This is a genomic window from Bradyrhizobium sp. USDA 3256 (assembly GCF_054058275.1).
The window spans coordinates 5196060-5208828 of sequence record NZ_JBSSAE010000002.1 but is presented as its reverse complement, the minus strand read 5'-3'; the positions used below and the strand labels follow the sequence as shown (position 1 = coordinate 5208828).

Here is a 12769-nt window from a genome sequence, read left to right as displayed (position 1 = left end):
AACAGATTCATGACAGTCAAGGGCCTGATCTCGGCATTCACCCAGCAGGAAGACCTCAATTTCCTGCTCACCAACCGGATTCCGCGGGCCGCGCTGACCCGTTTCATGGGCTGGTTCTCCAAGGTCGAGAACCCCCTGGTGCGCGACGCCTCGATCGCCTGCTGGAAGCTGTTCTCCGACCTCGATCTGTCGGAGGCCAAGAAGACCGAGTTCAGGAGCCTGCATGACTGCTTCACCCGCGAGCTGAAGCCCGGCCTGCGCCCCGCAGCGGCCGATCCCGCCATTATCGCGAGCCCGTCGGACGCGATCATCGGCGCGCATGGGCGGATCGAGGACGGGCAATTGTTCCAGGTCAAGGGCGCGCCCTATTCGCTGCTTGATCTGGTCGGTGATCCGGCGCTGGTGGAGCAGCACCGGAACGGCCGCTTCGTCACGCTGCGGCTGACCTCGAGCATGTATCACCGCTTCCACGCGCCCTATGATCTTGCCATCGACAAGGTGACGTTCATTCATGGCGACGTCTGGAACGTCAATCCGATCGCGCTAAAGCGGATCGAGCGACTGTTCTGCAAGAATGAGCGCGCGGTGCTGCGCGCCAAGCTTCCAGCCGGCGAGGCGCTGACGCTGGTTCCGGTCGCGGCGATCCTTGTCGCCAGTCTCCGCCTGCATTTCCTCGATATCACGCTGAACGCGCAGTCGCGAGGCCCGGTGGATTTTTCCTGTAACGCGCATGTGAAGAAGGGCGACGAACTCGGCTGGTTCGAACACGGCTCGACGATCATCGTGCTGGCGCCCGGCAATTTCGAATTCTGCGACAACGTCGCGGAGGGAACGCGGATCAAATGCGGCGAACCGTTGCTGCGAAAGCCTGCGATCTGATCTGCGCATCGCGCTCATCGTTTGAGCAGGAAAACCGGCTTCCACTTTTCGAGATCATGCGTAGAATAGCAGGGATCGTTGTGCGACGATCCTAAATCGCAAACCTGATGGACACGAGATGGCGCGGACGCCTGTTCTGGCGGCGGGAGGCATTGTGCTGCGGCGGGAGACACCGCCGCGCTTTGCCGTCGTGCGCCTGCGCAAGCGCAATGAATGGGTGTTGCCGAAAGGCAAGCTCGACGACGGCGAGACGCCGCGCGCCGCTGCCGAGCGCGAGGTGCTGGAGGAAACCGGCCACGACGTCGACGTGCACGAATTCCTCGGCACGCTGGTCTATGATTCAGGCGGCCGATCCAAGGTGGTGCATTACTGGCGCATGGATGCCGGCGGCAAGCCGGTGCGGGCGCTGATGAGCGACATCCGCGAGGTGGACTGGCTGCCGCTCGATGAGGCACTCGAGCGTCTGTCGCGCGGCTATGAGCGCGCGTTCCTGGAAAATATCGGCCCGATCGCGCTGCAGGCCGCGGCGAACGCCGAGCGCGAGCGGCGCGCGCGGGCGAGAGCCGTGGCCGCAGAGCGCCGGCGGATTCGCGAAGTCGCTGTGCCACAGGTCATCGACGAGCAGGAGGTCGTCGACGCGCCGGATGTTGCCGATGCGGTTGCGCCGGCAGAGACGCCGGCCATCGATCAGCCTCCGCTGGCGCAAAGCGAACCCGATCCGCCCGGCATGGCGCCGCAAGAGGATCCGGCGGCCGCACCCGATGCAATTGCAGAGACCGAGCGGGGCGCCGAGACGGTCGTCCCTGAACAATCGCCGACATTCGTGCACGAGGTCGTGCCGGCCGCCGCGGCACCTCAGCCCACGCCGCGCAAGAATCTGATCGAACGCGTGCGCGACTGGCTGCGCCGCGCGGCGTGATCACCCGCACATCTGACGTCGGGCCGTTGGCTGCCAGGCGTCAATGTCACGCTGCAAGGCAAGACACTCGGCAAGACGCTTGGGCGAGCCCAGGTCACGCGCCAGAAGCTGTGCCGCATGAACTTCGGCCATGGCACCGCGAACGTCTCCATGCTCCAGCTGGAGGCTGGAGATCTGAAGCCTCAGCCGCACGATCTGAACCCGCCCTTCGATGCTGGACCACAGCTGGCGGGCGAGATGAAGGTGCCGCATGGCTGTTTCGTGATCCTGCCGGGAAAGCGCGAGGATCGCCTGTGCTTCGTTGGTGAGCGCGCGGATCGAGGGCATCGGCCAGCGATCCGGACTTCCCGACAGTTCGCAGATCAATGCCTTCGCTCGAACGGTCCGATGCGTGTGCGCGGCAACCAGCGCCAGATGCGCGAGCAGGATTCCGCGTCGCTGCAGCGTCCACCAGGTCTTGCCGATCAGGCTCCGCTCGAGGCTTGCATAGGCGGCTTCCGCTTCGCCTCTCGCGAGCAGCAGCATGGCGCGGCCCGGTTCCGGGCACCAGCCCAGCGTGTAAGCCCTGTCATAGGCTTCGAGCGCTGCGTCGTCATTGCCGATCGCCGCCTGAATATCGCCCAGCACTCGGTTGGCATCGCCAAGAGACCAGGGCGCATCGCTGGTCAGGCGCGCGAGCGCGTCCTGAATGCGCGCCAGCGCTTCGTCGAGCGAGCCTCGGATGCCGAGCACCTCGGAACGGTGCAGCTGGCACGAGCCCGTCAATTCCATGCCGCTGCCCGAGCAGAAGTTCTGGTAGCTCCGCGTCCACTGGTCGGCGCGTGCCCAATCTCCGAACATCCGGGCCGCCCAGAGGATGTTGCAGTAGAGGTTGCCGCCCATGATCGGGTCCAGATTGTTGCTGGACAGGGCAACTGCGGCGGCATGGTCCTGATCGGACAGTCCTCCGTGTGTGTCGCCGAGGCACAGCCGATAGAAGCCGCGATAGGCCAGGCTCAGCGCTTCGATATTGATCGCATCCTTGTATCTGACGGCGGTGTAGGCAGCGTCGGCCAACGCGAGTGCCTGTTCCGGCTCGCCATCGAAAGCAGCCAGCTTCGACTTCATCCATAACACCAGGGCCGTCGTCGGAGGATCGTCGAGCGTTGAAGCCCAATCCTCGGCCCGCGCGAGCCAGCCCTTTCCGATCGCGGCCTGGCCGCTTTCGAAATGCAAAGCCGAGAGTGCTATCGCATCGACCGTGGCGCCTGCGGCGTCACCGGCCTGGCTGCGTGCGCCGACCGCGCGAACCAGAATCGGAATTGCTGCCGTGGCCCTGCCGAGGCACTGCAGGGCAAGCGCCCAATCGTGCAGATCTTCAGGGCTGAGCTGGCCGCTTTCATCCGCGCTCGCGAACAGGGTCGCTGCCTGCAACCACAATTGTCCGGCCGCTGCGCGTCGGGCGAGACCGATTGCACCGACGGTGCCATCGACTTGCTTGGGGGCGATGCGTTCCGGCTGCCGGATCTCGGACTCGAGGAAGAAGCGATAGCCCTTGCCCGGCAGATTTCGGATCGCGCCGTCCATGCCGCCGTGGCGCAGCGCGGCGCGCAACGCACTCACCGCCCGCTGCAGCGAGTTGTCGGTGACCGTCACATCCGGCCAGACGGCTTCGAGGAGTTCTTCCTTGGAGATGACCCGGTCGCGGTGTCGAACCAGATAGATCAGCAGATCGAACACACGCGGCTGCAATGGGACCTCTTGGCGCGCGCACAGCAACACGCGTCCAGCTTCATCAAGCTCGAACAGTCCAAATGAGAATGCCATGTGTATGAGTTGGGGCTCGGCGGAAAAGGTTCAGGCAAGGATCAGACAAAGATCAGGCAATGATCAGTCCGCGGTAAGGACAGTCGGCATCGACAGCGCCTATAGCTCATCGTGGCTCGCCATGAGCGCAGCCTGCTGTTCAACAGCCGCAACCGAGGAGATTTCGATGGAACTCTATGTCATTCGCCGCCCGAGCGCCTGGGCGAACATGAGCGAACTGGAACTCGCCGGCGCAACCTCCGCCAGGATCGGCGACGAGCAGATGCCGGACCGTGTCCGCTGGATCCGCAGCTATGTGGTGCATGAGGCGGATGGTCGCATCGGCACATTCTGCATATACGAGGCGCGTGACGGTGACTCGATCCGGGAGCATGCGCGCTGCGTCGGCATGCCGGGCGAGGAATTCTACAAGGTCGCGGCAACCGTGGTGGTGCGCGGTGATCCGGTCCAACCGCCCATTGCAGCCGAATGACGCCTGCGCTGCGCGGCGTCGCATGGCGTATCCCGACCAAACCTGATCCGGAGCGCCATCACACTTCGATCAAGGAAACAATTATGTCGATTTCATTCATGGAATCCATTTCAAGTCCGGTACGAAGGCATTTTTCCTTCCTGCTTTTGCGGATCCGCCGGATCGTCAATCAATCGGTCGCAGGCATGCTCGCCCATCGCGAGCGGCAGGCCAGTCGCCTGATGCCGCGCGAGGCCGGCGGCCAGTCGAAGGACGTCGGGAACCGCTGCTCACGGCCGATCGGGCGAAGCGCACTGCTCGGGCTTGTGATCGCGGGTTTGTCCTCACCCGTATTCACCCGAGCGGAGGAACCTGTCGTTCGGGAGCATCGTGCAGCTCCGGCGCAGCAGGCCAGCCACGGCTGCAGGCATCGCTCCGACTGGAGCATAGTTGCCGCATCGACCATCCCGGTCCTGCTCGACCGCCGCACGTAGTGCGCAGCACATTTGAAGTCATTGCACCGCTCGACGCCGTTTTGGCGCAACTCGCGGACTCTCGGCGAAGCCGGCGGCCTCGCCGCGAGCCGCATCACATTTCAAAGGAGATGCACATGAACGTTCAGACCGAAATGCCGACCATCGATCTCGCTGCCGTCAAAGCGCGCCAGCAAGCCACCTGGAGTTCGGGCGACTACGCGATCGTCGGCACCACGCTCCAGATCGTCGGCGAGATGCTCTGCGAGGCGGTCGACCTGCGCAGCAATCAAATGGTGCTCGACGTCGCCGCTGGCAACGGCAATGCGACGTTGGCCGCGGCGCGGCGCTTCGCCGACGTGGTCTCGACCGATTACGTCGCGGCGTTGCTCGAGCGCGGCCGCGAGCGGGCGGCCGCGGAGCATCTGCCCGTCACGTTCCAGGAAGCGGACGCGGAGAAGCTGCCGTTTGCCGACGCCAGCTTCGATGTCGTGCTGTCGACCTTCGGTGTCATGTTCACCGCCGATCAGCAGCAGGCGGCGAATGAACTGCGCCGCGTCTGCCGCATCGGCGGCAAGATCGGCCTCGCAAGCTGGACGCCGGAAGGCTTCATCGGCCAGCTGTTCAAGACCATCGGGAAGTATGTGCCGCCGGCGCCGGGCGTGAAGTCTCCCGCGCTGTGGGGCACCGAGGCGCATCTCGGCGCCTTGTTCGGCCCGCAGGCGACGCTTGATGCAAGGCGCAGGCACTTCAATTTCCGTTACAGGTCGCGCGAGCATTTCCTCGAGATCTTCCGCACCTATTACGGGCCGGTGCTGAAGGCGTTCGGAGCGATCGATCCGGTCAAGCAGCAATTGCTCGCCGCCGACACGTTCAGCCTGATGGACCAGTTCAATATCGCCAGGGACGGCACGCTGGTGATCCCGAGCGAATATCTGGAGGCCGTGATCACCAGGCGCGGCTGACCTGCCGCTCGCCATTGGTCGATCTGTGTATGGCGCCGGCGTAACTCGCCGGCGCCATTCGCTCGTTTGATCGACATTGCTGCGATCGCTCGGTTACTGGCGCTTGTCCCTGGGCGGAGGCTTCCCGCCGCGCGGCGGAGGCGGCGCGCGCCGTTGCTGGAAGCCGGGCCGCGCCTGCACCGCGGGCCGTTGCATGCCCGGACGCACGCCCGGTGCGGCTTGCTGGATACCGGGTCGCATCTGGCCGGGCGCCTGCGGCACAGGCTGCGCGGTGCCTTGTCGCGGCGCGCCCGGTTGACCCGGCTGGGGCGCTGGTTGTCCTGGTTGGCGCACGCCGCCCGGGGCCTGGGTGCGGCCGGGCTGCAGACCGCCTTGCCGAGCCGGCGATTGTTGTCCGCCGGGTTGCGTCGTGCCGCCTTGGCGCGCGGGCTCTTGCGTGGGGGCTTGGCGCGTTGGCTGTTGTCCCGCCGGCTGTTGTCCGGCTGGCGTCTGGACGCCGGGCGCGTGCGGTAGCGTCGCGCCGCCGGGTTGGCCGGGCAGCGCATGCTGTGCGCCGCCTTGCTGCCGCGTGCCGGGTTGCTGCTGCGAACCTTGCCGGCCAGGCGTGCCCGGTTGCTGCCCGGGACGGTTCGGCTGGCCGGGCTGCTGCATCTGGCCCGGACGATTCTGCTGACCCGGCTGCTGCGGGGCGTTGCGGTTCTGGCCCGGCAGGCCGTTCTGGCGCTGCGGGTTCGGCTGCACCGGCTGGCCGCGGTTCGGATAGGGCGCTGCCGGATTGGCCCTGCGGAAGTCGGGATTGGCGCGGCGGAAGTCGCGCTGCTCGGTCACGACCTGACGGCCCAGCGTCTGCGCGCTATGGACCTGGCGCACAAAGCCCTGGTCGCGCGTGATCTGTTGCGGCGAGATCGTCAGCGGCACCGCGGCGAAGCGGGCGCCGCCGGTGCCCGGACGAATCGCAAAGCCGCTCGCGCCGCGCGTCAGCACGCCGAGCGAGGCGCCGCTGCGGTCGTTGACCTCGATGCGGCCGACATGTCCGTCGGCGTCGGGATAGAGCTTGATGCCGACATTCCTGCTGGTCGCGGTGGCGCCTTCGGGCACCTCGACGAGGCCGGTGGTGCCGCGGATGCCGAGCGTCGCGGTCGGGGTCGAGATCTTCATGTCGCCGGTCTTGGCGACCGCGGCGGCAACGAAGGCCGCCGTTCCCTTGGTGACGTTGAACAGCGCGCTGTTCTGCGGGCCGCCGTCCTCATAGACGTAATTGTCGATCGTGATCCGGGCATTGGCGCGCAGGTTGAAGGTGGTGCCGTCGTTGAAGGTGATGCCGAGCGAGGAGGTCGCTGATGTCGCGACCTCGTCATTGGCGAAGATGTCGTCGCGGATCTGCAGCGGCGTCGCGGTGTTGTTGCGCGTGACGGTCGCGGTTCCTGTCAGTGTTGCCACGTTGCCGATCGGCTCGGGCGCTGCGGGCTGCGCACTCGCGGCCGGCGCCGGCGTTGCAGGCGCGGGTGTTGCGGGAGCAGGCGTAGCCGGCGTCGCGCTCGGCGCCGGGGCGGGCGCCTGTGCAGGCTGCGCCTGTGCGAGCTGCGTCAAGCCCGGTGCGGCATTGGCCGTTGGTTGCCAACCGATCGTGACGCCGGCGCCAAGCAGAAGCGCAAAGAGAAAGCTGCGGCGCATCGCCATCGATTCCCGGGGGAGGCAGTGGGGACGGCAATTGAGCCGCGTCAGGCTGAATGCCGGATGAACGATTCCGCCTTGTTGTCATGGCGGACCGAAACGATCAAGCACCGCGCTCCGTTGTCGGAAGCGCGGTGCCTGGTCGCTGTTGGGGTTTTGCTTAGCCGCGCTTGTGAGGAGTGATATTGAGCGGTTTCGCCGGCTTGGCCGCGGGCGCATAGTTCGCGGGTTGCGCAGCCGCCGGCGGCACGTAGTGGAACACCGCCTTGCAGCCGTCGCTGAGCAGCGCGCGCTGGCGGACCATGCAGGCGGTGACGCGATCGACGTCGGGAATTTCCGAGCTGCACAGCCGCATGGCGTCGCTGGTGCACATCTGCTGCTGCTCGTCGGTGTAGGCATAGGACGCCGAGGTCAGCAGACCAAGCGTGAACGCGGTCGCCGCCAGCAGTTTGCCGTGACGAAGCGCGGAAGCGGTGAAAGCCATCATGTCCCCCTTGTGATCGCGCCGAAGCAGCGCGTTGTCGAAGCCATCACTAGGCAGGCTTGGTTTCGGCAATTCTTCGTCGTCGGGGCAAAATGGTTTCGTCGCGCGGGCCGTCTGTTTCGTCGACCACACCCCCGTCGGGGGCTACGGCGCCGCAGGCGCCGGTGCCCCTTCGAGCGCGAGCACAGCCTCGCGCTGGGCCTCCGGCATGGCGCGGATGCGGCGCCTCGCGGTGAGGCGGAGCGCGGCAAAGCCGCCGAGGAACACCACGATCTTGCTCACGATGCCGAAGATCGGCATCACGACGGCCCATGTCGTGATCTCGCAGGTCAGCGCGACGAAGGCGTTCACACCGGCGGAGACGAACATCAGGGCGGCCCAGGCGTAGCCGACCTTGACGGCGACATCGGGCACGACCTTCTGCACGATCCCGGGCAGATAGCGGTTGAGCCAGCCGGGTTTGAGCATCACGACTCCGACGATGGCGTAGATCACGCTCGGCTTGAACAGTACGAAGCGCGGGTCATGGGTCAGCAGCGTGGCGGTGCCGGCGGCGACGACCAGGAACAGGCTCAGCCATTCCATGGTGTCGATCCGCTTGCCGCGCACCTTCTGCACGCCGATCTGCGCGACGCCGAATGCGATGCCGAGGCCGACCGCGAGCGCGGTGTTGTGCGTCAGCAGGAACAGAACCAGAAAGACAAGCGTCGAGGCGAGATCGAGGGCCAACAGCCTTGCCGCGGTGAGGAAGTGCTTCATTGGTTGCCAGTCGCCCGCAGGTTCAATTCATTTTCGACAATGCGGCTCTTATAGCGGGGCCGGCGACCCACATGAAGCGACCGCCGGGCAGATACAAACCATTGCCTGAAGGGCGACTCGCATCACTCACCCCGCCGTTGCACGGCGCACCCCTGCACGCGCGTCGCATTCGAGCCCCTCATCGCAATCGTCGAACTGTAGTTGTGGTGGAGTGAACGCAAAACAGCAAAGCGCCCGGCGGGGGCGGCCGCCGGGCGCTGAACTCATGCCTGTCGAATGTCCTAGAACACGCCGAGAATAATGGCGCCGACGAAGGCTAACGCGATGTACGCGGCCACAATGCTCAGCTTGCTCAGCAGAGGACTCGCGAAATCCATTGGGGAAACTCCCTCGGTTCACAACGCTGCCTGCATTAACGTCAAAGCTAGCAAGGGGTTCCCGGCCGAAAAAGTCAGGCTTGTTGTCAGGCTCGCGATTCGCGGCAATGCCGCGTTGCGATGCGGCTCAAATGGCCGCCGAATCAAGGCGTTGACGCGCCGCAAATATATTCAGCGGCGGTGCCGGTTCCGGACGCCAGTTAGCAGTACCGCTTGGATGTCCGTCGGTTGCTCTCGCCCCTGTGTCGTTGCGCCGCAAGGCAGCGCCGTCATTTGTTGTGCGCCTGTCACAAGCCATACCCAGATTGCCGCCGGAATGACCGGGGCTCTACCCCGGTAATAAGTACCTGGGGGCGTTACGTGAAATCTGAGTTTCTGAGCCGCGCAAGCCGGCTTGCGCTGGCTATTTCTGCGACTTCCTTGGGGTTCTCCTGTCCGGCACTGGCCGCAAGCTTCAGCACTCCTCCGAACAGCACGACGGCGCAGACCGTCTCCAACAATGATACCGGCTCGGTTGCCGCCGGCAGCAGCCTGTCGGTGACGGGCACCGCGATCACCTGGATCACCGGCCTGTCGTCGCCCGGCGTCGTCGTCACCAACAACGGCACCATCTCGGCGACGTCGCGCGGCATCGACACCTCGAGCAGCGCCATCAACGGCAATCTCACGCTGATCAACAATGCCGGCGCGCTCTTCACCGCGTCCAATGATGCATTCCGGATCAATGGCGGCCTGAGCAGCGGGTCGGTCACCGTCGACAATGCCGGCACCATCGAGTCGACGGGCAACGGCCGCGTCTTCGACTTCGTCAACGCGACGTCGAACACCACCGTGTTCTCGATCACCAACCAGAGCGGCGGCACCATCAAGTCATCAGGCAGCGACGTGATGCGGATCGGTGGCGGAACCACCACGATCACAAATTCCGGCCTGATCGACGCGACCAATACGGCAGGGTCTCGCGCGATCCGCGCCACCACCAATCTCAACAACGTGATCTCGCTGTCGGTCGTCAACAATGCGGGCGCGACGATCCAGTCGGCGGACGACGCCATCCAGATCAACGGCGCGTCGGGCAGCAACAGCACGACCGCGGCCAGGTTCTCGGTCGACAATGCCGGCACCATCAAATCGGCGACCGGCCAGGCGATCGACTTCGACAATCTCACCTCGACCGCCGCGAGCGTTCACATCACCAACCGCGCGACCGGCCTGATCACCGCGGCCAATGCGGACGCGATCCGTCCGGGCGAAAACTTCACGATCGACAATTACGGCCAGATCATCGCCAATGGCACGATCGATCCCGCAACCGGCCGGCCCAGCGCCGATGCGATCGATCTTCAGGGCGGCCACAACGGCACCGTCAACAACTATGCCGGCGGCCTGATCTCGGGTGCCAAGAACGGCACCGCGGGCGATGCCGGCACCATCACGGTCAACAATTTTGCCGGCGCAACCATCATCGGCCGCAACGGTGCGGGCGTCGGCGGCGGCAATGCCATCGTCACCAATTACGGCACCATTATCGGGGCGATCGACGGCGTGTCGACGCGTAGCGATGGCGACGGCATCGATATCGACAATGTCCTGACGCTGACCAATTACGGCATCGTGCAGGGCACCGGCGCGACCGGCGCCGATGACGGCGGCCGCTTCAACAACAGCGAAGGCCTTGCGATCGGTGGCGGCACCATCCGCAACTACGGCACCATCAGCGGCGCCGCGGCGGGCATCGTCGTCAACAACGATTCAAATCCGGACCATTCGCGCAGCGGATCGGCGGCGCTCGACCTGATCAACTATGCCGGCGCCACCATCGTCGGCAACAACAGCTATGCGATCCGCTCCGAGAACAAGACCGGCACGACCGCCGACAACGACAGGATCGTCAACTACGGCACCATCATCGGCAACGGCACGATTCCCGATCCCAACGGCGTCACGCTGCTGCAGAACGGCACGCCCGATACCGGCTCGGTCGGTACGCTGAACGGCGTGACCTATACCGGTACCGGCTCGACCCGCTTCATCCGCGGCGACGCCGCGGCGATCCAGACCGGCGAGGGCGCCGACGTGCTGTCGAACTACGGCACCATCATCGGCAATACCGGCCGCGCGATCAGCATGGAAGGCGGCGACGACACGCTCAATCTCTATGGCGGCTCGACCATCACCGGCCGGATCGATGGCGGCGTCGGCACCGACACGCTCAATCTGTTCGGGCCGGGCTCGGGCACGCTCTCGAATGTGATCAATTTCGAGGTGCTCAACGTGCAGGGCGGCGTCTGGACCGTAACCGACGCACAGAGCTACCAGAACGGCGCCAACATCGGCTCCGGCGCGACGCTGCTGGTCAATGGCTCGCTTGGCAATGCCGTGACCGTCGATGCCGGCGGCACGCTCGGCGGCAATGGCAGCGTCGGCAATGTCCTGGTCAATGGCGGCACGCTGTCGCCGGGCGACTCGATCGGCACGCTCACGGTGCAGGGCAGCCTGACCTTCACCGCCGCATCGACCTATCTGGTCGAAGTGTCGGCCGCGGCGTCCGATCGCACCAACGTGACAGGTGCGGCAACGCTCGGCGGCGCTACGGTCAACGCGTCCTTCACCGGCACCACGTTCCAGAAGCAGTACACCATCCTCAACGCGGCCGGCGGTGTCAGCGGCAGCTTTGCCGGGCCGGTCAGCAGCAATTTGCCATCGAACTTCACGTCCAGCCTGAGCTATGACGCCAACAACGTCTATCTCAATTTGGCGCTGAATTTTGCTGCAACCGCCAAGCTCAACGGCAATCAGGCCGCTGTCGGCCATGCGATCAGCAACGCCTTCAACACCAGCGGCAGCATTTCCGCCGCGTTCGGCGCGCTGACGCCGGCCGGGCTGACGCAGGCGTCGGGCGAACTCGGCACCGGCTCGCAGCAGACCACGTTCGACGCCATGAACATGTTCCTCGGCGTCATGACGGATCCCTTCACCGAAGGGCGCGGCGGCGTGCCTGCAAATGGCGGCGCCTCGCAATTCGCTGATGACGCCATGAGCTACGCGTCGACCGGCATGTCGCGTGCGAAGGCCGCGCGCGATGCCTATGCCGCGATCTATCGCAAGGCGCCGCCGCCGCCGCAGACGTTCGAGCAGCGCTGGAGCGTCTGGGCGGCGGGCTTCGGCGGCGGGCAGAGCACTGATGGCGGCACCGCCGTCGGATCGAATTCAACCACGAGCCGCATTTTCGGTGTCGCCGTCGGCGCCGACTACCGGATCACGCCCGACACGATTGCCGGCTTTGCACTCGCCGGCGGCGGCACCAATTTCACCGTGGCCAATGCACTCGGCGGCGGACGCTCCGACCTGTTCCAGGCCGGCGCCTTCATCCGTCATGGATTCGGGCCGGCCTATCTGCTGGGTGCGCTGGCCTATGGCTGGCAGGACGTCACCACCGATCGCACGGTAACGATCGCCGGCATCGACCGGCTGCGCGCGCAATTCAACGCCAATGCGCTGTCGGGCCGGATCGAAGGCGGCTATCGCTTCATCACGCCGTGGTCGCTGGCGCTGACGCCTTATGCCGCCGGACAGTTCACGACCTACGATCTGCCTGCTTATGCCGAGCAGGTGCTGTCGGGATCGAGCGCGTTTGCGACGGCCTATGGCGCCAAGACTGTCACCGCCACGCGCAGCGAACTCGGCGTCCGCAGCGATCGCTCGATCGCGTTGCAGGATGGCATCCTCAGCCTGCGCGGCCGACTTGCCTGGGCGCACGACTACAACACCGATCGCAGCGTTGCCGCGACATTCCAGACGCTGCCGGGCGCGTCCTTCGTGGTCAACGGCGCGGCGCCGGCGAGCGATGCGGTGCTCACCACCGCGAGCGCGGCGATGAACTGGACCAGCGGCTGGTCGGCGGCGCTCACCTTCGAAGGCGAGTTCTCCGACGTCACGTCGTCCTATGGCGGCAAGGGTGTCGTTCGCTACACGTGGTGAT

10 protein-coding genes are annotated in these 12769 nt (G+C 65.5%); 6 read left to right on the top strand and 4 right to left on the bottom strand.

Annotation, left to right across the window (positions count from 1 at the left end):
* Window positions 1–9: 9 nt before the first annotated feature.
* Window positions 10–879, top strand: a complete 870-nt coding sequence (gene asd / locus ACVWY5_RS26590; protein WP_028332585.1) for an archaetidylserine decarboxylase — start codon at window positions 10–12, stop codon at window positions 877–879.
* Window positions 880–997: 118 nt separating this feature from the next.
* Window positions 998–1798, top strand: coding sequence for an NUDIX hydrolase (locus tag ACVWY5_RS26585; RefSeq protein ID WP_028332584.1), 801 nt, complete (start codon window positions 998–1000; stop codon window positions 1796–1798).
* On the opposite strand, the gene ACVWY5_RS26580 is transcribed toward ACVWY5_RS26585, so the two are convergent.
* The gene (locus ACVWY5_RS26580) at window positions 1799–3604 is read right to left on the bottom strand and encodes a winged helix-turn-helix domain-containing protein (RefSeq protein ID WP_028332583.1); all 1806 of its coding nucleotides are present in this window, start codon (window positions 3602–3604) and stop codon (window positions 1799–1801) included.
* 166 nt (window positions 3605–3770) lie between these two features.
* Here ACVWY5_RS26580 and ACVWY5_RS26575 point away from each other — a divergent pair, with 166 nt between their 5' ends.
* The 3 genes from ACVWY5_RS26575 to ACVWY5_RS26565 all read left to right on the top strand — a co-directional run bounded on the left by ACVWY5_RS26575 (window position 3771) and on the right by ACVWY5_RS26565 (window position 5493).
* Entirely contained in the window at window positions 3771–4076 is a 306-nt protein-coding gene (locus ACVWY5_RS26575) for a nickel-binding protein (RefSeq protein ID WP_028332582.1), read from the top strand.
* Between the two features lie 83 nt (window positions 4077–4159).
* On the top strand, window positions 4160–4549 hold the full coding sequence (locus ACVWY5_RS26570) for a hypothetical protein (RefSeq protein WP_456671713.1): 390 nt from the start codon (window positions 4160–4162) through the stop codon (window positions 4547–4549).
* Between the two features lie 116 nt (window positions 4550–4665).
* A complete protein-coding gene (locus ACVWY5_RS26565) occupies window positions 4666–5493 on the top strand; it encodes a class I SAM-dependent methyltransferase (protein ID WP_028332580.1) in 828 nt (275 codons plus the stop codon).
* 93 nt (window positions 5494–5586) lie between these two features.
* Here ACVWY5_RS26565 and ACVWY5_RS26560 read toward each other — a convergent pair whose 3' ends face one another.
* The 3 genes from ACVWY5_RS26560 to ACVWY5_RS26550 form a co-directional block, all read right to left on the bottom strand.
* Entirely contained in the window at window positions 5587–7173 is a 1587-nt protein-coding gene (locus ACVWY5_RS26560) for a FecR domain-containing protein (protein WP_028332579.1), read from the bottom strand.
* 154 nt (window positions 7174–7327) lie between these two features.
* Window positions 7328–7654, bottom strand: coding sequence for a hypothetical protein (locus ACVWY5_RS26555; protein WP_063616519.1), 327 nt, complete (start codon window positions 7652–7654; stop codon window positions 7328–7330).
* A 141-nt stretch (window positions 7655–7795) separates the two neighbouring features.
* Entirely contained in the window at window positions 7796–8410 is a 615-nt protein-coding gene (locus tag ACVWY5_RS26550) for a septation protein IspZ (RefSeq protein WP_028332577.1), read from the bottom strand.
* Between the two features lie 737 nt (window positions 8411–9147).
* Between ACVWY5_RS26550 and ACVWY5_RS26545 the strand changes: the two genes are divergently transcribed.
* Window positions 9148–12768 carry an autotransporter domain-containing protein gene (locus ACVWY5_RS26545; RefSeq protein WP_321176607.1) on the top strand — a complete coding sequence of 1207 codons (3621 nt, stop codon included), beginning with the start codon at window positions 9148–9150 and terminating at the stop codon, window positions 12766–12768.
* Window position 12769: the final 1 nt, after the last annotated feature.

What these genes read in the sequence shown, in the direction of transcription:
- asd (WP_028332585.1), top strand. Translation starts at nt 10, where the DNA reads ATGACAGTCAAGGGCCTGATCTCGGCATTCACCCAGCAGGAAGACCTC.
- ACVWY5_RS26585 (WP_028332584.1), top strand. Translation starts at nt 998, where the DNA reads ATGGCGCGGACGCCTGTTCTGGCGGCGGGAGGCATTGTGCTGCGGCGG.
- ACVWY5_RS26580 (WP_028332583.1), bottom strand. Translation starts at nt 3,604, where the DNA reads ATGGCATTCTCATTTGGACTGTTCGAGCTTGATGAAGCTGGACGCGTG.
- ACVWY5_RS26575 (WP_028332582.1), top strand. Translation starts at nt 3,771, where the DNA reads ATGGAACTCTATGTCATTCGCCGCCCGAGCGCCTGGGCGAACATGAGC.
- ACVWY5_RS26570 (WP_456671713.1), top strand. Translation starts at nt 4,160, where the DNA reads ATGTCGATTTCATTCATGGAATCCATTTCAAGTCCGGTACGAAGGCAT.
- ACVWY5_RS26565 (WP_028332580.1), top strand. Translation starts at nt 4,666, where the DNA reads ATGAACGTTCAGACCGAAATGCCGACCATCGATCTCGCTGCCGTCAAA.
- ACVWY5_RS26560 (WP_028332579.1), bottom strand. Translation starts at nt 7,173, where the DNA reads ATGGCGATGCGCCGCAGCTTTCTCTTTGCGCTTCTGCTTGGCGCCGGC.
- ACVWY5_RS26555 (WP_063616519.1), bottom strand. Translation starts at nt 7,654, where the DNA reads ATGATGGCTTTCACCGCTTCCGCGCTTCGTCACGGCAAACTGCTGGCG.
- ACVWY5_RS26550 (WP_028332577.1), bottom strand. Translation starts at nt 8,410, where the DNA reads ATGAAGCACTTCCTCACCGCGGCAAGGCTGTTGGCCCTCGATCTCGCC.